We start from the raw sequence: 21,138 nt of genomic DNA on the forward strand, positions 1-21,138 counted from the left end.
ATCCTGGCTTTTCAGGTGGGACAGGCAATCGCAAGCCCAACAAGCTACAGCACAACCGGCACATGCAGCAGCCACCTGCATCACTCCGTTAAAAGAGCCCCCGCAGCGAAGCAAAGCGCACGGCCTGGGCACGGGTGCGCACCTGTAGCTTGCGGTAGATGTTGCGCAGGTGGGTGTTGACCGTCATGCTGCTGATGAGCAGGCGCGATCCCACCTCGACGCTGGTGTAGCCGCTGGCCACCAGGCGCAGGATTTCTTTCTCCCGTGTGGACAGCCGATCTGCCTCATCGGGCTGCCGTCGCTTGTTTTCGGCCGAGTGGGTGCGATCAAACCGCTGCAGCAACCGCCGCGCCAGGTTGGGCGTGATGGAGGCACCACCATTGGCCACCTGCAGCACCGCTTGCGAATAGTTGCCGAACCACGAGTTCTTGCCGACATACCCCGTGGCCCCCAATTCGAAGGCCCGCAGGACCTGCTCATCGTTTTCCATGACCGAGATCACGACCGCCTGGGCCGATGGACGCACGGGCTTCACATAGTGCAGCAGATCAAACGCGTCGCCGTCGCCCAGGTTCAGGTCCACCAGGAGCACATCGAACTCGTGATTCTTGATGGCCTTGCGCCCCTCGCGGACACTGCCCGCCTGCGCCACCAGCAACGTGCGGGCATCGGCCATGAGCTCCCGCGCAATCACCTGGCGGATGTGCGGATCGTCGTCCACCAGCAGGACACGCACCGGGTTGGCCTCCTGCCCGGTGAGAAAAGCCGGCCAGACCGATGGCGGATTGGAATACGTTTCGAACTGGCCCGACGGCAGCGATGCAAGGTCGCGCGCACTCTGCGGCGAAAGCAATGCTGAAGACACCAACGTTTGCAATGGTGCATCGACCTGCCAACTGCTGCTCATGCGTGAACTCCTGCGGATGTGATGGTGGGCTCCGACGGAGTGGGCCTGTCGGTTGATGCATCTGCATGCAACTCTTGCGTTCATATGCATGTTGTCCAACGCCCTCATGCCCCTCTGTACGGCAGCGCACACAGTGCGCCAAATAAGTTGCAGGGTCCAAATTAATTTGGCAATGTTGCACAAGTAGCAATTTGTTACTACCTGATTTTCTTCGCCCGGTCTCATGGGGTGCGGACTGCCAAGCCTCGCTGGCACAGGCTTTGCGCGGGTTAAAGGATTGAACCGCTGCGCTGTATGAGGTAGCCCGCTCGGCGTATTCGCACAAATCGCATCGGCTCGCACACTGAACTCCGACAGCGCCTAACGGCCACCGGTACTCAAAAAACCAGGCCCGAAAGCACCGTCCAACCCCCTCTGCATCGCAGGTTCGCTGCGATTGCAGCCAGTGTAGAAGTCATCCTTGAAGGATCTGTCATGAAAACCCTTGCTTTCATCACGCTCAGCGTCATCGCCTCCGCCGCCATGGCCACCGGTCCGGTCCCTTCCACTCCGGACATCACCATCACCGGCAACTCCACGCAGTCGGTATCCCTGACATCGGTGTCCGTCAACAACAACTCGACGGGCTCCAAGAGCGAAGCCTTCCAGAACCTCGCCTCCAACACCGGCAACGTCACCATCAGTGGCAACTCGACCCAGACGGTAACGGGCTTTGGCGGGAACGTGACCAACACCGCCAGCGGCAGCGAAGCCTACGCCAGCCAGAACCTGTCATCCAACGTGGGCGAAGTCACCATCATTGGCAACTCCAGCCAATTCACCTCGATGATCAACTCATCGGTCAACAACCTCTCCAGCGGCAGCAACAGCAAGGCGGTGCAAAACATTGCCTCCAACAACGCCTGCTTCACCTGCCAGCCCACCAAGCCCGCCGGCTGGCCCCACTGAGATCGGCACCAGCTCGGCTGGTGAATAGACCTGCGAGGGTCTGATTCCGGCAACACATCAGTGCCCGGATGAGTTCGTGCCAGGGGCACACCGGCAAGGCTGCCACCAGCAGCGCGGCGGGTGGGCCCCTCATTCTCACCATAGGAGGTGTTCCATGAACACAGGTTTTCTGGCGCCATGCGCAGCTTTGCTCACGGCCTGCGGCCTGATGCCAGGCCCCGCGTGGGCGCAAGCCCCCGGGGAAGACCCGGTCATCCTGACCAAGAAGCTCTCGGTCCAGATGCAGCCCACAGGGCAAGTGGCAGCCTCGACGGGACTGGACGGCAGCAACACCATGCCATCGTGGCTACGCGCCCGCATCGCCCGCTACGAGGCCAAGGCTTTCTCAGACGACACCACCGGCGTGCTGACCAATAACGACGTGGTCACCACGGCCAATGCACAGGGTATGCAAAAGACCTGCGTCCAGGAGGTGGGAAGCAACACCGTGTCTGCCAACACCACGGGATCGGCCAAGTACGGTCCCAACCAAGCGCCGCAGGTGGTGGTGCTGCGCGGCGATCTCGTCAATATCTGCAAGTAACAGGTCAGGCGCCATGCGCCCGGCCCCCAGGAGAGAGAACATGCCGCCCACCCCGCCGAGCCCCGCCATGCCCGCATGCTCTCGCCCACTACGCCCTCGCACCCCACGCCCCCTGGCGCGCGCGATCCGTGGGGTGCTTTGGCTTGCCATCGGGCTCGGACTGGCCGGCTGTGCCACGCCCAGGGACCCGCGCAAGGACCAGGAATTTCAGAGCCTCGCTTCCATCACCGACCGCCCCGTGGTGCGCCCTACCCGTTCCATCTCCAGCTTTTCCGACTCGTTGATGTGCATGGACCACATGCTGCGCGACGCACAGCTGCCCACCACACTGATCACCAGCAAACAGATTCCCGACTACTCCACCCGCGTCACCGTGGCCACCAAGGACATGGTGATCACGGCACTGTCCCAGATGTCGCGCCTGAGCAATGCGTTCCGCTTTGTGGACTACGAGGTGGACATCGCGCGCCAGGACACGGTGCAGAACCTCACCACCATCTTGCTCAACAACAACCAGATGCAGCTGCAGCGGCCCGCGCTGTACCTGTCGGGTGCCATCTCGTTCGTGGACCAGAACGTGATCAACAACCGGTTTGACACCGGGCTCTCCGGCCCCCGCATCGACATGGGCTACAGCCAAAGCCGCAACGCCACCATCATCGGTCTGGAGATGCACCTGGGCGACTTTCGCACCCGCACGCTGATACCCGGCCTGGATTCCGCCAACGAAGTCATCATTGGCAACGGCGGCCAGGGCATCGACCTGGCGGGGCGCATCGGTACCTATGGCGTGCAGTTCAACGTGGGGCGTGACTACACCCAGGGCTCCGGCAGTGCAGTGCGCACACTGGTGGACCTGGCCACCATCGAACTCATTGGCAAATGGGCCCGGGTGCCTTACTGGCAATGCCTGACGCTGGAGCAAAACCACCCGGACTTTCAGCGGCAGCTGCGCGACTGGTTTGACGAAGGCTCACCCGCCGTGCGCACCCAGCTCATTGCGCGCTCGCTGGTGAGCCGGGGCTACCTCGCACCCGTCGCGCAACCCGTGCCGGACAACGATCCTGCGCTGCGCAAGGCACTGGCGCGCTTTCAAGCGGACAACGGTATGGTGGTAACCGGTGTGGTGGACTTTGCGACCTACGAACGGGCGCTGCGCCACTTTGTCGGCCTCTCCGCAGACGGCACCTTGGCCCGCATTGGCTGGGCCAGCACGCATGCAGAACCCGTGCAGCACATCGCAGCCGGGCCCGCCACGCCCGATGCTGCAGTCAGTGTGCTGAGGAGCAATCCGGGGGCGGCAAAGTACGGAGACCCGCCGCCTGCGCGCAGCATCGATCTGCAGATCGAGAACGTGTTGCTGGAGCGCACCGCGTTCGAGGTGGGTGAACAGGTCTTCTTGTCGGCCACGGTGTCGCGCGCCTCCTACCTGCAGTGTTTTCTGGCCGATGCCACCGGCACGGTCATCCGCCTGCTGCCCAACCAGGCCAACACCACCGGCTGGGTGTCCGCCAACCAGGCAATACGCATCCCCGACTGGATGAGCCCCAACCCCGGCTTCATCATGGACGCAGCCAGCCCCGGCACCGAGGGTGTGGCCTGCTTTGCCACCGACGAGGACAGCACGCCCCGTTTGCCCGAAGCGCTGCGCGGCCCGCCGCTCAAGCCCATCCCTAATTACCGGGCGCTGGAGCGCTTGAACGAAGCCTTCGCCACCGCCTGGGGCACCGATGGCTACACCGGCAATGCCGTGTACTGGCAAGTCATTCCACGCCGGGCCCTGCCCGCTGCAGCCGCCGCGCCTGCGCAACCCGCCCCACGCAAGTGACACACCGTCGGTAAAGCAATGCGCAGGCGAACGCGATGACCACCACCCCGGCGACCACGGCGCGCACGCATTCCACCCTTGGTGGGGCACACGCACCGCATGGCATATGGCGCGCAATCCATGGCGCAGTGGCGCAGGCCTCGGGTGCAGCGTGCCTGGTAATGGCGGTGGTGACTGCAGCACCTGCGCTGGCATCGGTGCGAGCGCTTCCCACGCCCGCGGACTCCACCATCATTGATCGCGCCAACCTGAACGCGGCGTCCCCCCAGGTGCCCGGGTATGACGACCCCATGCAGGAGAAGATGTTGCAAAAACTTCGCAGCGCCGCGCAACGCGATGGGGTGCCGACGCGCAAGCCGCGCTCCCCCCCTGCCCCCACGACGCGGTCATCGGACGACCTGACGCCTGCCGATGCGGCGTGGCTGCTGGGGCTGCTGGCGCTGCATGGCCTGGCCATGCCCGCAGACCCGGCGCAGGCCCAGCACTGGTTTGAACGCGCGCAAATGCTCAGCCATCCTCTTGCTCCTGCGGGCCTCGCATGGTGCCAGCTCAGCGGCTGTGTGGCAGCCCCCAACCCATCAACCGCCATGCACTGGATAGCACTGGTGGGCCGTACCGATCCAGGGCTTGCCAAATACCTCGAATGGCATGCGGCCAAGGCACTGGCTCCATTGGCCGAGCCCCGTACGTCGTCACCAGACCGATACCCCGGCTCGGTGGCCCCAGTGACGACCAGCCCCCCGCTGCAAAAACTGTTGACGCAAGCCGTGCGTGCAGGCAATGCGCAGGCTGGCAACGAACTGGGGCTGGAGTTCATCGCCAGCGGCGATCTCGACCAGGCGTTGGTCCAGTTTCAATCAGCGTCTGCAAAGTCTGAGGCCGCCGCAGCCAACGCCAGCCTTCTGGCCCGCCGCATCCAGAGCGGCCCCAACGCCCGCACCCGATCAGCCCGCTACAGTGCCGCAGATTGGTACGCGGAGGCCCAGCGCTACCACCGTGGCGACGGCATACCCGCCAACTACACCGAGGCCGTGCGCCTGTACCAGGTGGCAGCAAGCAGCGGCGACCCACAGGCCCGCAAAATGCTGGAGCTGATCTTTTCCAGGCCTTTGCAAGGCGGGGCCATCGATGTCACATGGATGCAGCAACTCGCCAGTCTCCACATCGGAACCAACGGCTCGTCCCCCAGCGTGACCACCGCTGCAGCACCCAGCGGCTGGCAGCGAGAACCCAGTCCTCTTTATGACATGGTGCCATTGCAGTGGCGAACGCCTGGACAAGTATTGCGTCGTTAGGCCGGCCCGAAACTGGGGGCAGACACGCAGTACCAGCCCAGAAATCCGAGCACTCTCGAAGCGCGCCCGACAGGCATGGACTCCAGCCGAGCAGCGGCCTCAAAGACGGTAAATTGAGTTCAACGGACTTGTAGCGCTAGTCAAAACTGCCTCATTAGCTATCAATTAGATAGCAACAGACGCAGACAACAACAACCCCTGCTGCGCCGCCACCGCCTCGCGCAAAAACGCCCAGGTGGCCTGCATGCGGGCCACGTGCTTGTTGTCGCCCGGCATGGACATCCAGAAGGTGCGCTGAAACCGTGCCACGCCCGGCAGCACGGGCACCAGTGAGGGGTCTTGGGCTGCGACAAAGGCAGGCAGTACGGCCAGCCCCGCCCCCACGCGGGCGGCCTCGTATTGCGCCAGGATGCTGGTGCTGCGCAGCGCGAAATGCGCGGGGCGGTGCAGTTCGTCCAGGATCTGCAGCTCCTTGCTGAACAGCAGGTCGTCCACATAACTGATGAACGTGTGGCCCCGCAGGTCGTCTGGCGTGTGGATGGCCGCATGGCGCTGCAGGTAGCTGCGTGCTCCATACAGTTGCAGCACGTAGTCGGTGAGCTTCACGACCACCACCGCGCCGCGCGCCGGGCGCTCCAGCGAGATGACGATGTCCGCCTCGCGGCGCGACAGGTGCACCAGGCGCGGCAAGGCCAGCAGGTCCACCACCAGACCGGGGTGGTCCAGCGCAAACCGCGCCAGCTGCGGCGCCAGGATGAGGTTTCCAAAACCTTCGGTGGTGCCAATGCGTACCAGGCCGTGCAAGCCTTGGCGCACGCCGGGGGCGGCGTTTTCCACCGCCAGAAAGGCGGCCTCCATGGCTTCGACCTGGGGCAGCAGTGCGCGCCCGGCCTCGGTCAGCCGGTGGCCGCCCGCTTCGCGCGCAAACAGGGCGGAGCCCACCTGTTTTTCCAGCGCCTGCAGGCGGCGCGCCACCGTGGTGTGGTCCACCGCAAGGCGGCGCGCGGCCCCCACCAGCGTGCCGGCGCGGGCCAGCTCCAGAAAGTAGCGCAGGTTGTCCCAGTCCATGGGGTCACCGCGCACGCCGTGGGGCGCGCTCATCCAACGGCTCGCTGGGCGCGCGGCTGAGCGCGTTGTTTCCGCGGACCAGCGTGCGCAACATGTCCATGAACACCGCGCGCTGCTCAGGCGCCAGGGGTTCGAGCATGCGCTCCTGCGCGCGCAGCATGCCGGGCTCCACCTCCTCCAGCAGACGCTGCCCGTCTGCCGTGATGGTCAGCAGACGTACACGCCGGTCCTCGGGGTGGGCGTTGCGCTGCATCAGGCCCCGCGACTCCAGGCGGTCGATCACGCTACCAATGGTGGAGGTGTCAAAGCCGATGGTGCGTGCCAGCGTTCGCTGGTCAATGCCTGGCTCGCGTCCGACGGCATGTAGCGCGGCGTATTGCACCGGTGTGATGCCGCTGGCCTGTGTCTCCTCCAGAAACACAGCCACGGCGATCTGCTGCAGGCGGCGGATATGGAAACCAGGGAGGTTGTCGATCTCTACGGACATGGGGACTTAAGGGTTTTTACCGATCTTGATCGGGATCATTTTAGGCCCTACACTAATCATCAGTGTACTTTTTATGTGTACACGGCTTATTGATTCAAATCAGTGGCACAAACGATGGAGACAGCAGCAATGACAGTTTTGAACACTCCCACGGCCCCCGTCCTGGTCGCCGGTGGCGGCATCGGTGGCGTGGCGGCTGCATTGGCGCTGGCGCGCCAGGGGTACGCGGTCAAGGTGCTGGAGCAAGCCCCCCAGCTCGGCGAGATCGGCGCGGGCATCCAGCTGGGCCCCAACGCCTTTGCCGCGTTTGACGCCCTGGGCATTGGCGAGCTGGCGCGGGCCCGCGCGGTCTACACCGACGAAATGGTGATGCACGACGCGCTGGACGAGCGCCTTGTCGGCCGCATTCCCACCGGCGAGGCCTTTCGCCAACGTTTTGGCAACCCGTACGCCGTGATCCACCGCGCGGACATCCACACATCGCTGCTGGAGGGGGCCAAAGCGCACGGCAACATTGAGACACTGACCGGCACACGCATCGAGCGCGTGGAGCAAACAGGCGACACCGTCACGGTGTACGACCAGCACGGTGTGGCACACCAGGGCCAGGCCCTGATTGGTGCGGACGGTGTGAAGTCCGTCGTGCGCCAGCAATACGTGGGCGACGCAGCCCGCGTGTCGGGCCATGTGGTGTACCGCGCCGTGGTCGAAAAAAATGACTTCCCTGAAGACCTGCGCTGGAACGCTGCCAGCATCTGGGTCGGCCCCAACTACCACCTGGTGCACTACCCCCTGCGCGGCGGCGAGCAGTACAACGTGGTGGTGACCTTCCACAGCCGCGAGCAGGAGGAATGGGGCGTGCGCGAAGGCAGCCGCGAAGAGGTGCAGAGCTACTACCGCGATTGCTGCCCGCGCGCCCACCAGCTGATCGACATGCCCAAAAGCTGGAAGCGCTGGGCCACGGCTGACCGCGAGCCCATTGGCCAGTGGACCTTTGGCCGCGCCACCTTGCTGGGCGATGCCGCCCACCCCACGCTGCAATACCTGGCACAGGGCGCCTGCATGGCGCTGGAAGACGCCGTGACGCTGGGCGAAGCCCTCAAGCGTTGCAACCAGGACTTCCCCCAGGCGCTGGTGCTGTATGAGCGCTCGCGCATCGCCCGCACCGCACGCGTGGTGCTTTCGGCACGCGAAATGGGCCGCATCTTCCACGCCCAGGGCGTGGAGCGCCTGGTGCGCAACGACCTCTGGAAGGGCCGCAGCCCCGAGCGCTTTTACGACGCGATGGAATGGCTGTACGGCTGGAAGGTGGACAACTGCCTGGCCGACTGAGCAGGCCGGGCGCCCTGCCCACTCGCTCACACCCTCTCACTCCTCCCCTCCCATTCACCCAAGGACCTCCCATGAGCGCGATGGATACCGTACCGTCACCCGTTCGTCTGTCTGCCGTGGCTGCCCCAGGGCAACCCGAGCCCACGCCTGCGCTGGAGCAGCTGTACCGTGGCTTTGAGCAGGAGATGCTGGTGCCGCTGTGGACGCAGATCGGCGACCTGATGCCCCCCCATCCGCAGAGCAAGGCCAGTGCCCATCTGTGGCGCTGGGACCGCTTGGTGCCGCTGGCCGATGAGGCGGGCCGCATCGTACCCGTGGGGCGTGGTGGCGAGCGCCGGGCCATAGCACTGGCCAACCCGTCCCTGGGCGGCCGGCCGTTTGCCACACCCACGCTGTGGGCGGCCATCCAGTACCTGATGCCTGGCGAAGACGCCCCCGAGCACCGCCACACACAACACGCCTTCCGCTTCATCGTGGAGGGCGAAGGCGTGTGGACGGTGGTCAACGGCGACTCGGTGCGCATGTCGCGCGGCGACTTCCTGCCGCAGGGCGGGTGGAACTGGCACGCCCACCACAACGCCGCCGACAAGCCCATGGCCTGGATCGACGGGCTGGACATTCCGTTCGCGTACTACACCGAGTCCCAGTTCTTCGAGGTGGGGCGCGACGCCATCAGCGCGGCAGAGCGCATCACGCCAGTGCTCTCACGCTCCGAACGCCTGTGGGCGCATCCAGGCCTGCGCCCGGTGTCCCAGCTGCAGGACCAGCCCGTCACGCCGATGCTGGCCTACCGCTGGGTGGACACCGACAAAGCACTCAACGAACAACTGGCCCTGGAAGCCGAAGGCCACCCTGCCACGCTGAGCCCCGGCCACGCCGCCGTGCGCTACACCAACCCTACCAATGGCCGCGACGTGCTACCCACCATCCGCTGCGAAATGCACCGTGTGCGCAGCAGCGCCACCACCCGCACACGCCGCGAGGTGGGCTCGTCCGTGTTCCAGGTGTTTGACGGCCAGGGCACCGTGAAGGTGGGCGACCACCAATGGCAGGTGCGCCGTGGCGACATGTTTGTGGTGCCGTCCTGGCAACCCTTCACCGCCCAGTGCGATGCGGACCAGACCTCGCTGGACCTGTTCCGCTTCAGCGACACGCCCATTTTTGAAGCCGTGCATGCCTGGCGCGAACAGGTGGAGCCGGCCTGACACAACCCGTCCTATTCATTTCTTGCAGCGCCTGCCCGCCCACGCAGGTCGGCCTTGCACACCCTATCTCTGACCGGAAGCCCCGATGACTGCTACCTCTTATCTCTGGACCCCACCGCCCGTTCAATCATTGCCGGTACGCGGCGGCGCGCAGCGCCTGCCCATCCACCGCCTGTTTTTTGTGGGCCGCAACTACCACGCGCATGCCGTCGAAATGGGCCGACCCGTGGACAAAAGCGTGGAGCGCCCGTTCTACTTCACCAAGGCCCCCCAGACGCTGACCGAATCGGGCGCCACCGTGGCCTACCCGCCCGAGACGCAGAACTACCACTTCGAAATGGAACTGATCGTGGCCATTGGCAAGGCCGGGTTCCGCATCCCGGCCGAGCAGGCGCATGAGTACATCTATGGCTACGCCTGCGGCCTCGACATGACCCGCCGCGACCTGCAACTGGTAGCGCGCGACAAGGGCCGCCCCTGGGACCTGGGTAAGGACGTGGAGCAATCCTCCGTGGCCAGCGAGGTGGTACCCATGCCGGGCAAGGTGATCGAGTCCGGCGTGATCGAGCTGTCGGTCAACGGCACGGTCAAACAGCAGTCCAACGTGGACAAACTGATCTGGAACATCCGCGAGATCATCGCCGACCTCTCGCTGTTCTATCACCTGCAGCCCGGCGACCTGATCTACACCGGCACACCCGAAGGCGTGGGTGCCGTGGTGCCCGGCGACCACATCACCGGCCGCGTGGAAGGTGTGGGCGAGATCGCGCTGACCGTGGGCCAGCCCGCATAAACCGAGGACCACACCATGAAGCTTTACAGCTTTTTCCGCAGCGGCACCTCCCACCGCCTGCGCATCGCTCTCAACCTCAAGGGCCTCACTCCCGACTACGTGCCCGTGGACCTGCGTGTGGACGAACAGGCCCAGGCACCGTTCAAGGCCATCAACCCGCAGGGCCTGGTGCCAGCGCTGGAGCTTGACAACGACCAGGTGCTCATCCAGTCCCCCGCGATCATCGAATGGCTGGAGGAGCGCTATCCCACGCCCACGCTGCTGCCCGCCGATCCGCTGGCCCGCGCCCAGGTGCGTGCGCTGGCCGCCATCGTGGGCTGCGACGTGCACCCCATCAACAACCGCCGCATCCTGCAAACCCTGCGCAAGCAGTTCGGCGCGGACGAAGCCGCCATCAACGCCTGGTGCGCCACCTGGATCACCGCCGGGTTTGACGCCATCGAAGCCCTGCTGGCCAAGGACACCACACGCGGCAGCTACTGCTATGGCGGTGCGCCTGGCCTGGCCGACGTGTACCTGATTCCGCAGGTTGAAAGCGCCCGCCGCTTCGGCGTAGACATGGCCGCCTGGCCCCTCATTCGTGCAGTGGATGCCGCTTGCGCCGAACTGCCCGCCTTTGCCCGTGCGACCCCTGGGGCCCAGCCAGACGCCTGAGGCTGCCAAGACACCGCAGCCTTTCTACCGGCACACCCGCATTCATCACTACAACCCGGAGACAAACCATGCCAGCCTTCCCGTCCGCCACTTCGGCGCCCCACCACCACGCCACCCTGGTCCCGCAGCGCGGCCTGCGCCGCCGCACCCTCGCGGTCGCAGCGCTACTGCTGGGCAGTGCCAGCGCCACCGGCCTGGCCTGGGCACAGGGCAACGCGCCCGCCTTTCCCAGCAAGCCAGTCACCGTGGTCACTGCCTTCGCCGTCGGCAGCGGCCCTGATGCTGTGCTGCGCCTGGTGGCCAACAAGCTGTCGGTGGCCTGGAAGCAAAGCGTGACGGTGGACAACCGCCCCGGCGGCGGTGGCTTCATCGCCATCGAGGCCGCGCGCCGCGGCGCCCCCGACGGCCACACCCTGCTGCAGCTCGACAGCGAACACCTGTCTGCCCTGCCCCACCTGTACAAGCAGCGCAACTTCCAGACGCTGCAGGTCTTTGACCCGGTGGCGCCGCTGTTCCGCACGCCGTTCCTGGTTGCCGTGCCCACACAGTCCCCCTGGAAGAGTGTGGGCGACCTGATTGCGGCCGCCAAGAAGGGCCAGGGCGCGGTGAGCTACGGCTCGTGGGGCGTAGGCAGCCCAGGCCATCTGGGTGGCGAGTGGCTGGACCTGGTGGCGGGCACGCAGATGACCCATGTTCCATTCCGCGAGGTCAGCCAGCTGTTCACCTCCGTCGCCAATGGCGACCCAGCCTGGAGCCTGGCCAGCATTCCGTCCAGCCAGGGCATCTACAAGGCCGGCAAGATCCGCTACATGGCTGTGGCCGGCCCCCGCCGTATTGCGCAGCTGCCCGATGTGCCTACCCTCGCCGAGGCTGGTGGCCCCGCGCAGGTGGATGTGAACTCGTTTGTATCGCTGCTGGCCGTCAAAGGCGTGCCCGCACCGGTGCGCGCCCAGATCCACGCCGATGTGCTCAAGGTGCTGCAAGAGCCCGAGGTGCGCGAGAAATTCAACACCTTTGCGTTCGAGCCGCTGTCATGGTCGGTCGAGGAGATCCAGCGCCAGGCAGGGGTGAAGTCCGAGCAGTACAAGCTGCTGATCCAGAAAGCCAACATCAGCCTGGAGTAACGGGCACGGGGCGCTGCCCCCCTCAACCCGGCCAGGGACTCTCGCACCCATCACGCCCGCCCCGTCCTTGCACCGGTCACATGGTCAAGGCTGCAGGTGGGCGCTTTGCCATGGGGCGGTGCACACATGGCATCGATGTGCAAATATGCAAAAACAAAGTGCAATTTTCTCTATTGCACGAGCAATTTCGCACAGCTACCATGGCGAAGCTTTGGGCGCCTTGCCCGCACTTTCCCCAGGAGACAAAACCCATGAACGCACCCACCAACGTGGCCGCACTGGCCCCCACCGTCAAGCTGCTGATCGGCGGCCAGTTCGTCGAATCCAAGACCACCGAGTGGCGCGACGTGGTGAACCCCGCCACGCAAGAGGTGCTGGCCCGCGTGCCGTTTGCCACGGCCGAAGAAATCGATGCCGCTGTCGCCTCGGCCAAGGAAGCGTTCAAGACCTGGAAGAAGACCCCCATCGGCACCCGCGCCCGCATCTTCCTCAAATACCAGCAGCTGATCCGCGAAAACATGGCCGAGCTGGCCGCGATCCTGACTGCCGAACAAGGCAAGACCCTGCCGGACGCCGAAGGTGACGTGTTCCGCGGCCTCGAAGTGGTTGAACACGCCGCCAGCATCGGCAACCTGCAACTGGGCGAGCTGGCCAACAACGTGGCTGGTGGCGTGGACACCTACACCCTGCTGCAGCCGCTGGGCGTGTGCGCGGGCATCACCCCGTTCAACTTCCCGGCCATGATCCCGCTGTGGATGTTCCCCATGGCCATCGCCACGGGCAACACCTTCGTGCTCAAGCCCTCCGAGCAAGACCCCATGGTGACCATGCGCCTGTGCGAACTGGCCCTGGAAGCCGGTATCCCCCCTGGCGTGCTGAACGTGATCCACGGCGGCGAAATGGCCGTGAACGCCATCTGCGACCACAAGGACATCAAGGCCGTGTCGTTCGTGGGCTCCACCAAGGTGGGCACCCATGTGTACAACCGCGCCACCCTGGCCGGCAAGCGTGCGCAATGCATGATGGGCGCCAAGAACCACGCCATCATCCTGCCCGACGCGAACAAGGAGCAAACGCTCAACGCGATTGCCGGTGCATCGTTTGGCGCCGCTGGCCAGCGCTGCATGGCCCTGCCGGTGGTGGTGCTGGTGGGCGAGGCACAAAAGTGGATTCCCGAGCTGGTGGCCAAGGCCAAGACGCTCAAGGTCAACGGCGGCACCGAAAAGGGCACCGATGTGGGCCCGCTGGTGTCCTGCGCCGCCCTCGCCCGCGTTGAGGGTCTGATCGAACGAGGCATTGCCGACGGCGCCACGCTGGAGCTCGATGGCCGCAAGCCCACGGTGCCCGGCTATGAAAAGGGCAACTTCGTCGGCCCAACGATCTTCTCGAACGTCAAGCCCGGCATGGCCATCTACGACCAGGAAATCTTTGGCCCCGTGCTGGCCCTGGTGCCCGCCGCCGATATTGATGAAGCCATCGAATTCATCAACGCCAACCCCAACGGCAACGGCACCGCCATCTTCACCCAGTCGGGTGCAGCAGCCCGCAAGTTCCAGGAAGAGATCGACGTGGGCCAGGTCGGCATCAACGTGCCAATCCCTGTGCCCGTGCCACTGTTCTCGTTCTCGGGTTCGCGTGCGTCCAAGCTGGGCGACCTGGGCCCTTACGGCAAGCAGGTCATCATGTTCTACACGCAGACCAAGACCGTGACGGCACGCTGGTTTGATGACAGCACCATTTCGCATGGTGTGAACACCACAATCAGCTTGAAGTAACCCCCTGAGCGGCTGCGCCGCTTCCCCCCTTTTCTCTGCATCGCTGTGCGATGCGGGAAAGGGGGACACAGCCAGCGCCTGAAACGAGGACTGGCGGCCCTTGGGCGGCTGCCGCGCTTTTGGCCGCGCCAGTTTTTTTCGCTGTGGTCGGTGGTAAAAGCGGGGCATGCAAACCTTCAAGACAACGATGCGGGGATGGCCCATGGTATTCAGTGCTGCTTGCGTGATGCTGATGGGTATCGACGCCCACGCACAGGCCGGGGCCGCTTGCACGCCCGGCGGCACCGTGGGTGAGACCAACGCCTGCGCCGTGCAAGCCTTCCAGGCGGCCGATACCGAGATCGCCATCCTCTACGGCGACGTGATGCGCGCGCTGTCGGCCCACGAGCGGCCCCAGCTGCGGCAGGAACACACCGCCTGGCAGCGCGAGCGCACCACCCGCTGCAAGCAGGCGCAGCGCAGCAGCGAATCGCAGCCCCAGTGGCCGCGCCTGTACCACGAGTGCCTGACGACCGAGACCCAGGCTCGCCGCAAGGGCCTGATGCGCTGGCTGACGCTGGACCACCCGTCCGCCAAGCCCTGAGCGCCCAAGACACGCAAGCACCAACAACGACAAGCGACACCAGAGACACCGACCATGGACTTTGAGCTCACCGAAGAACAACGCGCCTTTGCCCAGACGGCCCGCGACTTTGCGCAGGCCGAGTTCGCGCCCCATGCCGCCCAATGGGACGCCGAAGGCATCTTCCCCAAGGAAGCCATCGCCAAAGCAGGCGAGCTGGGCTTTTGTGGCCTGTACGCGCCCGAAGCGGCAGGTGGCCTCGCCCTGCCCCGCCTGGACGCCACGCTGGTCTTCGAGGAAATGGCTGCCATCGACCCCAGCACCACTGCCTTCATCACCATCCACAACATGGCCACCTGGATGCTGGGCACCTGGGCCACGCCCGCCGTGCGCGACCACTGGGGCCCGTTGCTGACAACCGGCGAAAAACTCGCCAGCTACTGCCTGACGGAGCCCGGCGCAGGCTCCGACGCCGCCTCGCTCAAGACCCGTGCCGAGCTGGTGGGCAACGAATACGTCATCAACGGCAGCAAGGCCTTCATCAGCGGCGCAGGCAGCACCGACGTGCTGGTGCTCATGGCCCGCACAGGCGATGCTGCCTCGGGCGCCAGCGGCATCAGCGCCTTTGTGGTGCCTGCAGACACAGCAGGCATCACCTATGGCAAAAAGGAACACAAGATGGGCTGGAACAGCCAGCCCACGCGCACCATCAGCTTTGACAACGTGCGCATCCCCGCCGACCACCTGTTGGGCCAGGAGGGCGAGGGCTTCAAGATCGCCATGAAGGGCCTGGACGGAGGCCGCATCAACATCGCCACCTGCTCCGTGGGCGCCGCGCAAGGCGCGCTCAACGCCGCCCAGCAGTACATGCAAGACCGCAAGCAGTTTGGCAAACCGATTGCCAGCTTCCAGGCGCTGCAGTTCAAGCTGGCCGACATGGCGACAGAGCTGGTCGCCGCCCGCCAGATGGTGCGCCTGGCCGCCAGCCAGCTCGACGCCGGTGCCCGCGATGCATCGACCTATTGCGCCATGGCCAAGCGTTTTGCCACCGACGCAGGCTTCACCGTCATCAATGACGCCCTGCAGTTGCACGGCGGCTACGGCTACATCCGCGAATACCCGCTGGAACGCCTGCTGCGCGACGCGCGCGTGCACCAGATCCTGGAAGGCACCAACGAAATCATGCGGGTCATCATTGCGCGGCGCATGCTGGATGGGGATGCAACAGAGGCCATCCGATAGCTACTATATTGATAGCTGACGAGGCATATTCCACTAGCGCTACCGGCATATTTCCCCCTGACCATGCCTGCACGCCCGCTGTCTGACGAAACCCTGCACCTGATCGACGCCGTGCGCACGGCCCTCGCTCACCGCAGCGACGTGGACGAGCGGACCATGTTTGGCTGCTACTGCTTCTTTGTGGACGGCAAGCTGTGCATTGGCATCAAGCGCGAAGACCTGCTGGTGCGCCTGCCGCCCGAGCGCCATGGCGCGCTACAGGAGATGCAGAACACCCGCGAGCTCTCACCCGGCGGCGGCATGAAGGGCTACTTCTGGGTGGAGCCCAACGGCTACGCCACGCGGGCGCAGTGGACGTATTGGGTGGACGAAGCGCTGGCCTACAACCCCTTTGCCAAGGCCACGCCGCCCCGCAAGGCCAAAGCCAACGCCCCGGCGGCTACCAAGAAGGCGCCCGCCACAAAGAAAGGCACCGGCAAAGTCCCAGCATCCACCACAGCCAAGAAGAAACACAGCATCTTCGAAGCCGATGACTGATGTGCCCAAGCGAACCAGCAGACCCAACCAGCGCCACCCACCAAACTTCAAGCCTTTTGGGCTTCTAGCGCTTATTGGATAAGCGCAAGAAGCTATCAAATTCATAGTTTTTCATTCACCACCATCACAACGACAGCAAGGAGCAACACACCATGAAAATCGCATTCATCGGCCTGGGCAACATGGGCGGCCCCATGGCACACAACCTGCACAAGGCAGGCCACGAAGTGCGCGCGTTTGACCTCTCACAGCCCGCGCGCGACAAGCTGGCCGCAGACGGCGTGCCCATCGCCACCGACGCCAAGGCGGCAGTCGCAGGCGCCGAAGTCGTCATCAGCATGCTGCCCGCCAGCCAGCATGTGGAAGGCCTGTTCCTCGGCGCGGGCGAGCTGCTGGCCCAGCTGCCTGCGGGCACGCTGATCATCGACTGCTCCACCATCGCTGCCGCCACCTCCCGCAAGGTGGCCGAGGCTGCCAAGGCCAAGGGCGTGGCCTTTATCGACGCGCCTGTGTCGGGCGGCACCGGCGGCGCCATTGCGGGCACGCTCACCTTCATGGTGGGTGGCGACACTGCCGACCTGGAACGCGCCCGCCCCGTGCTCGAAAAAATGGGCGCCAACATCTTCCACGCAGGCGCCGTGGGCGCAGGCCAGACGGCCAAGATCTGCAACAACATGCTGCTGGGCATCCTGATGGCAGGCACCAGCGAAGCCATTGCCCTGGGCGTGGCCAACGGTTTGGACCCCAAGGTGCTGAGCGAAATCATGCGCCGCAGCTCGGGCGGCAACTGGGCGCTGGAAAAGTACAACCCCTTCCCCGGCGTGATGGAAACCGCGCCTGCCAGCAAAGGCTATGCGGGAGGGTTTGGAACGGACCTGATGCTCAAGGATTTAGGCCTGGCGCAGGAGAACGCGATGGCGGTGAAGGCGGCCACGCCGCTGGGGGGCATGGCGCGCAATCTGTATGCGGCGCACAGCCTGGCGGGCCACGGCGCGCTGGACTTCTCCAGCATTATCAAGATGGTGCAAAAAGGCTGAAGGCTGAAGGCTGAAGGCTGAAGTTTTAGGGCGCTGCCGATCTTTGCGACGGCCCTTCATCAGCCGAAGGCCCCACGCCGCACCCACCATGCCGACCTGCTGGTCGGCATTTTTTTGCCCGCTATTTCGCCAGCAGGGTCTGGAGGAACTGCGCCTCAAACACCTCGGCAGGTACCGGCTTGCTCAGCAAGTATCCCTGGATCTCATCGCAGCCCAGCAGCGCCAGGTGTCGGGACTGGTCCTCGGTCTCCACTCCTTCTGCCACCACCTCCAGCCCCAGCGAGTGCCCCAGGTTGACGATGGTGGAGACCAGCGCCAATCCCTGCGGGCCCGAGGTCATGTTCAGGATGAAGGACCGGTCGATCTTGAGCGTGTCCACAGGAAGTTTCGCCAGGTAGCTCAGGGACGAAAACCCCGTGCCAAAGTCGTCGATGGCGATGGTGATGCCCATCTCGCGCAGCGCATGCAGGCTGGCGGTGCTGTGCTGCACATCGTCCATGACCATGCTTTCGGTGATCTCCAGCTCCAGCCCCGCAGCCGCCCCGGCATCGTGGGCCACGGCGTCTCGCACCTCGGCAATGAAGCCCCGGTGCAGCAGCTGCAAGAACGACACATTGACGGCGACCCGCAGGGGCGCCAGCCCCGCCTGGCGCCAGCGCAGGTTGTCAGCCAGGGCCTGGCGCAGCGCCCAGCGGCCCACGTCGTAGATCAGGCCGGTTTCTTCCAGAATGGGGATGAACTGCGCGGGTGGCACCAACCCTCGGCGCGGGTCGTTCCAGCGGATCAAGGCCTCGGCCCCGGCGATGGCGCCCGTAGCCAGGTGCTGCTTGGGCTGATAGTGCAGCACAAATTGGCCCTGCTCCAGTGCGTCGCGCAGGCGGCCCTCCAGGCTCAGGGCTTCCGCCACGCGGGTGTTCATCTCCGAGGTGTAGAACAGCAAGCTGTCGGCCGATGCCTTGGCCTTGTTGAGCGCTGCCTCGGCATTGCGCAGCAGGGTTTCTGCATCGGCACCATCCATGGGGTACAGCGCGACACCGGCCTTGGCGGCCATGCGCAGCTCGGTGCCACCCAGCACAAAGGGGGCCTCAAAACAGGCCCGCATCAGTCCGTCCAGCGCCTGCGCCACCGCGCCCGCGTCGCGCGCGTCGGTCACGGCGATGCCAAAGCTGTTGACGCCAATGCGCGCCACGTCGTACGCATCGCCCGCCGCTTGCTGCAGCCGCTGCGCCACCTGCTTGAGCAGTTCGTCCCCCTCCTGGCGCCCCAGGGTGTCGTTGACGAACCGAAATCGACTGATGTCCATGAGACCTATACCCAGCAGCACCTTGGCCCCCTCGCGCGGCCGCAGGTGCTGGCCGCTGCGCTCCAGGAACAGGGTGCGGTTCGGCAGACCGGTGATGTCGTCGTAGTACGCCAGGTAGTTCAGCCGCTCTTCCTTGTCGAGGTGGTCCATGGCAAAGCCAATGTCGCCCGCCAGCTCGGTCAGCAGATGCATCTCGTCATCGTCAAAGAACCCGGCTTCGTCGGCAAAGAGAGCGATCACGCCCACCACCTCGTGTGCCACCAGCAATGGCAACACCGCCATCGACGCCACGCCGCGCGCGGCCAGCTCCCGGGGAACCAGGATGCGCGGATCGCTCTGAATGTCTTCACACACCACGGCCTGCTGGGTGCGTACCACGCTGGCACTCAGGCTTTCACCCTCTCGGGGGGTTTCGCTGAGCCACAACCGGCGCCGCACATGCATGAGGAACTCCGCCCCGGCCCCGGCGAGCGCCACTGGCACCACCTCTTGCAGGGAGTGATCCACACGGCCGATCCAGGCGATCTTGAACTGGCCGTGCTCCACTGCGATGCGGCAGGCCTCGCGGAACAACTCGTCACGCCGACGCACGCGCACGATCAGGGTGTTGATGCCGCTGAGCACGGCGTACACGCGGTTAAGGCGCTTGATGCGGCGCTCGGCGTCACGGCGTGCAGTGATGTCTTCACCCAAGGCCGCCACCCCTGTCACCTGTCCACCCACCGAGCGCAGCACGGTGTTGTTCCAGTGCACCAGGCGCCGCTCGCCCGAGCGGGTCCGTATCTCGTTGTCGTAGTGCCAGGCCGACGGCCGGTCGGCCAGCACGTCGGCAAAAACGCTGCGCACATCGCCCATCTCGGGTGGCACGAACAGATCGAACCAGTTGCGGCCAAACACTTCGTCACGCTGCCAGCCCGTCAGCCGCAGCAGGTAGTCGTTGCAGTAGGTGATGCGTCCTTCGCAGTCCAGCATCAGCGAGATCATCTCGACGTTGTCGAGCATGTCGTTGAAGCGGCGGTCGCTTTCGTGCAGTTCTTCTTCGGCCCGCTTTTCCTTGGTGATGTCCTGGATGGTGTTGAACCAGCGGCCCAGATCGCCCCGGCCCGCATCGTCCTCCAGGGGCTCCATCACCTGGCGCAGGTACAGCGGCTGCCCGTCGCCACGTACGACGCGGTAGGTAAAGTCCATGCGCGCGCCCAGGTGCGCTGCCTGCAGCGCATGGCGGCGGAACATGTCGCGGTCGTCGGGGTGTACCAGCGCCAGCCAGTCGCGGGCCGAGCGGGGCATGGCGCTTTCATCCAGCCCCAGCATGTCGGGCAAGGTGTCCAGCCAGCTCTCAAAGGCTCCGTCTGGCCCGCTGATGACGTGGGATATCTTGGCCAGCACCTGGGCCCGGCGCAGGCTGGCCTTGTTGGCATGCAGCGCATCCACGGCCCGCTGGCGCTCTTGCACCTGCACCTGCAGTTGGTCGGCGTGCTGCTGGACCTCCTGGTACAGGCTGCCGTTTTCGTAGATGCGCCCCACCTGCGCGCCCAGAATGGCAAGAATTTTTTCGTCGTCGGCGCTGAAGGCGTCTGCCCCCTGCTTGTTGGCCAGACACAGCCAGCCGTAGGAGAACGACAGAGACACGATGGGCGCGATCACCGCCGTGTGCACCGGGGGATAGTCTGCGGGCAACCCAATCGCCCCTGGGTCGCCCCCTGCATTGGCCAGGCGCTGCGGGCGGCGTTGGGCCCGCAGCTGGCCCAGCAGCCCATGCGACACCACAGGCAGATCGAGCGGTCTGTTCTGAAGGGCCGAGTCCATGCCGCTGGTGCAGGTGATGGCACCGCCGCTGTGCTTGCGCACCACGCACAACACGGCGTACTGCGCGCCCACCAGCTCGCGCGCACCCCGGCACACGTTGGCCAGCAGCACCTGCGGGTCGCGCTCGGAGGCCAGCTGCAGGTTCAGATCGGTCAGCGCGGACAGGCGCCGGTTCATGGCCTCCAGCTCGGCCATGTTGCCGGTGAGCTTGTCGGTCATCAGCTGCAGGTGGCGGGTCTGAAAACTGTGCTCCAGCGCCACCGAGGGCTGGTGGTGGATCTGCGTCAGCGCATGTTCGATGGCATTCAGGATGTCTTGCGGCTCGCAGGGCTTGAACAGCACCTGGGTGACGCCACAGGCCTCGGCAAGGCGCAGGGCCTGTTCTTCCTGGTAATGCGCGCTGCAAAAGATCACCTGCGTGGCCGCCAGGCCATGCTCGGAGCGCAGTTGCCGCACGAACTCAAAGCCGTCCATGGTCGGCATCAGGATGTCGGAGATCACCAGGTCCGGCCGCTCGGCACGGACCACGGCCAGCGCCTCGGCGCCATCGGCCGCCTCCAGCGCCTGGTGGCCGCTGTGCCCGATGAGCGTGACCACCAGCGCGCGGTTGGCGGGGAGGTCATCGACGACGAGGATCTTTGCCATGCTGTAC

18 protein-coding genes are annotated in these 21,138 nt (G+C 65.2%); 14 read left to right on the forward strand and 4 right to left on the reverse strand.

Annotation, left to right across the window (positions count from 1 at the left end):
- Positions 1-88: 88 nt before the first annotated feature.
- The gene (locus AC1Q64_RS14630; protein WP_492251831.1) at positions 89-907 is read right to left on the reverse strand and encodes a LuxR C-terminal-related transcriptional regulator; all 819 of its coding nucleotides are present in this window, start codon (positions 905-907) and stop codon (positions 89-91) included.
- Positions 908-1,381: 474 nt separating this feature from the next.
- Here AC1Q64_RS14630 and AC1Q64_RS14635 point away from each other — a divergent pair, with 474 nt between their 5' ends.
- The 4 genes from AC1Q64_RS14635 to AC1Q64_RS14650 all read left to right on the forward strand — a co-directional run bounded on the left by AC1Q64_RS14635 (position 1,382) and on the right by AC1Q64_RS14650 (position 5,561).
- The gene (locus AC1Q64_RS14635) at positions 1,382-1,855 is read left to right on the forward strand and encodes a hypothetical protein (protein WP_492251832.1); all 474 of its coding nucleotides are present in this window, start codon (positions 1,382-1,384) and stop codon (positions 1,853-1,855) included.
- Between the two features lie 154 nt (positions 1,856-2,009).
- Positions 2,010-2,438 carry a hypothetical protein gene (locus AC1Q64_RS14640; protein WP_492251833.1) on the forward strand — a complete coding sequence of 143 codons (429 nt, stop codon included), beginning with the start codon at positions 2,010-2,012 and terminating at the stop codon, positions 2,436-2,438.
- 40 nt (positions 2,439-2,478) lie between these two features.
- Complete coding sequence (locus AC1Q64_RS14645; protein ID WP_492251834.1) at positions 2,479-4,266, forward strand: DUF4384 domain-containing protein; 1,788 nt, start codon at positions 2,479-2,481, stop codon at positions 4,264-4,266.
- A gap of 35 nt (positions 4,267-4,301) precedes the next feature.
- Positions 4,302-5,561: a hypothetical protein gene (locus tag AC1Q64_RS14650; RefSeq protein ID WP_492251835.1), complete on the forward strand. Its 1,260-nt coding sequence runs from the start codon at positions 4,302-4,304 to the stop codon at positions 5,559-5,561.
- 165 nt (positions 5,562-5,726) lie between these two features.
- Here AC1Q64_RS14650 and AC1Q64_RS14655 read toward each other — a convergent pair whose 3' ends face one another.
- The gene (locus tag AC1Q64_RS14655; RefSeq protein WP_492251907.1) at positions 5,727-6,629 is read right to left on the reverse strand and encodes a LysR family transcriptional regulator; all 903 of its coding nucleotides are present in this window, start codon (positions 6,627-6,629) and stop codon (positions 5,727-5,729) included.
- A gap of 4 nt (positions 6,630-6,633) precedes the next feature.
- A complete protein-coding gene (locus AC1Q64_RS14660) occupies positions 6,634-7,116 on the reverse strand; it encodes a MarR family winged helix-turn-helix transcriptional regulator (RefSeq protein WP_492251836.1) in 483 nt (160 codons plus the stop codon).
- A 129-nt stretch (positions 7,117-7,245) separates the two neighbouring features.
- Here AC1Q64_RS14660 and AC1Q64_RS14665 point away from each other — a divergent pair, with 129 nt between their 5' ends.
- The 10 genes from AC1Q64_RS14665 to mmsB all read left to right on the forward strand — a co-directional run bounded on the left by AC1Q64_RS14665 (position 7,246) and on the right by mmsB (position 17,377).
- The gene (locus AC1Q64_RS14665) at positions 7,246-8,448 is read left to right on the forward strand and encodes a 3-hydroxybenzoate 6-monooxygenase (RefSeq protein ID WP_492251837.1); all 1,203 of its coding nucleotides are present in this window, start codon (positions 7,246-7,248) and stop codon (positions 8,446-8,448) included.
- 71 nt (positions 8,449-8,519) lie between these two features.
- Positions 8,520-9,653, forward strand: coding sequence for a cupin domain-containing protein (locus AC1Q64_RS14670; RefSeq protein WP_291437795.1), 1,134 nt, complete (start codon positions 8,520-8,522; stop codon positions 9,651-9,653).
- A gap of 85 nt (positions 9,654-9,738) precedes the next feature.
- Positions 9,739-10,446 (forward strand): fumarylacetoacetate hydrolase family protein, encoded by a 708-nt coding sequence (locus AC1Q64_RS14675; protein ID WP_492251838.1) that lies wholly within the window; start codon positions 9,739-9,741, stop codon positions 10,444-10,446.
- Positions 10,447-10,461: 15 nt separating this feature from the next.
- A complete protein-coding gene (gene maiA / locus AC1Q64_RS14680) occupies positions 10,462-11,100 on the forward strand; it encodes a maleylacetoacetate isomerase (protein WP_291437797.1) in 639 nt (212 codons plus the stop codon).
- Between the two features lie 68 nt (positions 11,101-11,168).
- Positions 11,169-12,224, forward strand: a complete 1,056-nt coding sequence (locus AC1Q64_RS14685; protein ID WP_492251839.1) for a Bug family tripartite tricarboxylate transporter substrate binding protein — start codon at positions 11,169-11,171, stop codon at positions 12,222-12,224.
- 251 nt (positions 12,225-12,475) lie between these two features.
- On the forward strand, positions 12,476-13,999 hold the full coding sequence (locus AC1Q64_RS14690; protein ID WP_492251840.1) for a CoA-acylating methylmalonate-semialdehyde dehydrogenase: 1,524 nt from the start codon (positions 12,476-12,478) through the stop codon (positions 13,997-13,999).
- Between the two features lie 202 nt (positions 14,000-14,201).
- Positions 14,202-14,582, forward strand: a complete 381-nt coding sequence (locus AC1Q64_RS14695) for a lysozyme inhibitor LprI family protein (protein ID WP_291437800.1) — start codon at positions 14,202-14,204, stop codon at positions 14,580-14,582.
- A 54-nt stretch (positions 14,583-14,636) separates the two neighbouring features.
- The gene (locus AC1Q64_RS14700; RefSeq protein ID WP_492251841.1) at positions 14,637-15,803 is read left to right on the forward strand and encodes an acyl-CoA dehydrogenase family protein; all 1,167 of its coding nucleotides are present in this window, start codon (positions 14,637-14,639) and stop codon (positions 15,801-15,803) included.
- A 63-nt stretch (positions 15,804-15,866) separates the two neighbouring features.
- Complete coding sequence (locus tag AC1Q64_RS14705) at positions 15,867-16,340, forward strand: TfoX/Sxy family protein (protein WP_291439351.1); 474 nt, start codon at positions 15,867-15,869, stop codon at positions 16,338-16,340.
- Positions 16,341-16,453: 113 nt separating this feature from the next.
- Complete coding sequence (mmsB, locus tag AC1Q64_RS14710; RefSeq protein WP_492251908.1) at positions 16,454-17,377, forward strand: 3-hydroxyisobutyrate dehydrogenase; 924 nt, start codon at positions 16,454-16,456, stop codon at positions 17,375-17,377.
- A gap of 121 nt (positions 17,378-17,498) precedes the next feature.
- Here mmsB and AC1Q64_RS14715 read toward each other — a convergent pair whose 3' ends face one another.
- The gene (locus tag AC1Q64_RS14715; protein ID WP_492251842.1) at positions 17,499-21,131 is read right to left on the reverse strand and encodes an EAL domain-containing protein; all 3,633 of its coding nucleotides are present in this window, start codon (positions 21,129-21,131) and stop codon (positions 17,499-17,501) included.
- Positions 21,132-21,138: the final 7 nt, after the last annotated feature.

This window comes from Acidovorax sp. GW835-FHT14G06 (assembly GCF_058793595.1).

Excerpts from the sequence above, each read along its gene's own strand:
- AC1Q64_RS14685 (WP_492251839.1), top strand. The coding sequence starts at position 11,169 with ATGCCAGCCTTCCCGTCCGCCACTTCGGCGCCCCACCACCACGCCACC.
- AC1Q64_RS14640 (WP_492251833.1), top strand. The coding sequence starts at position 2,010 with ATGAACACAGGTTTTCTGGCGCCATGCGCAGCTTTGCTCACGGCCTGC.
- AC1Q64_RS14630 (WP_492251831.1), bottom strand. The coding sequence starts at position 907 with ATGAGCAGCAGTTGGCAGGTCGATGCACCATTGCAAACGTTGGTGTCT.
- AC1Q64_RS14705 (WP_291439351.1), top strand. The coding sequence starts at position 15,867 with ATGCCTGCACGCCCGCTGTCTGACGAAACCCTGCACCTGATCGACGCC.
- AC1Q64_RS14670 (WP_291437795.1), top strand. The coding sequence starts at position 8,520 with ATGAGCGCGATGGATACCGTACCGTCACCCGTTCGTCTGTCTGCCGTG.
- AC1Q64_RS14690 (WP_492251840.1), top strand. The coding sequence starts at position 12,476 with ATGAACGCACCCACCAACGTGGCCGCACTGGCCCCCACCGTCAAGCTG.
- AC1Q64_RS14660 (WP_492251836.1), bottom strand. The coding sequence starts at position 7,116 with ATGTCCGTAGAGATCGACAACCTCCCTGGTTTCCATATCCGCCGCCTG.
- AC1Q64_RS14665 (WP_492251837.1), top strand. The coding sequence starts at position 7,246 with ATGACAGTTTTGAACACTCCCACGGCCCCCGTCCTGGTCGCCGGTGGC.
- AC1Q64_RS14700 (WP_492251841.1), top strand. The coding sequence starts at position 14,637 with ATGGACTTTGAGCTCACCGAAGAACAACGCGCCTTTGCCCAGACGGCC.
- AC1Q64_RS14635 (WP_492251832.1), top strand. The coding sequence starts at position 1,382 with ATGAAAACCCTTGCTTTCATCACGCTCAGCGTCATCGCCTCCGCCGCC.
- AC1Q64_RS14675 (WP_492251838.1), top strand. The coding sequence starts at position 9,739 with ATGACTGCTACCTCTTATCTCTGGACCCCACCGCCCGTTCAATCATTG.
- AC1Q64_RS14655 (WP_492251907.1), bottom strand. The coding sequence starts at position 6,629 with ATGGACTGGGACAACCTGCGCTACTTTCTGGAGCTGGCCCGCGCCGGC.
- AC1Q64_RS14650 (WP_492251835.1), top strand. The coding sequence starts at position 4,302 with ATGACCACCACCCCGGCGACCACGGCGCGCACGCATTCCACCCTTGGT.
- AC1Q64_RS14645 (WP_492251834.1), top strand. The coding sequence starts at position 2,479 with ATGCCGCCCACCCCGCCGAGCCCCGCCATGCCCGCATGCTCTCGCCCA.
- AC1Q64_RS14695 (WP_291437800.1), top strand. The coding sequence starts at position 14,202 with ATGGTATTCAGTGCTGCTTGCGTGATGCTGATGGGTATCGACGCCCAC.
- maiA (WP_291437797.1), top strand. The coding sequence starts at position 10,462 with ATGAAGCTTTACAGCTTTTTCCGCAGCGGCACCTCCCACCGCCTGCGC.
- AC1Q64_RS14715 (WP_492251842.1), bottom strand. The coding sequence starts at position 21,131 with ATGGCAAAGATCCTCGTCGTCGATGACCTCCCCGCCAACCGCGCGCTG.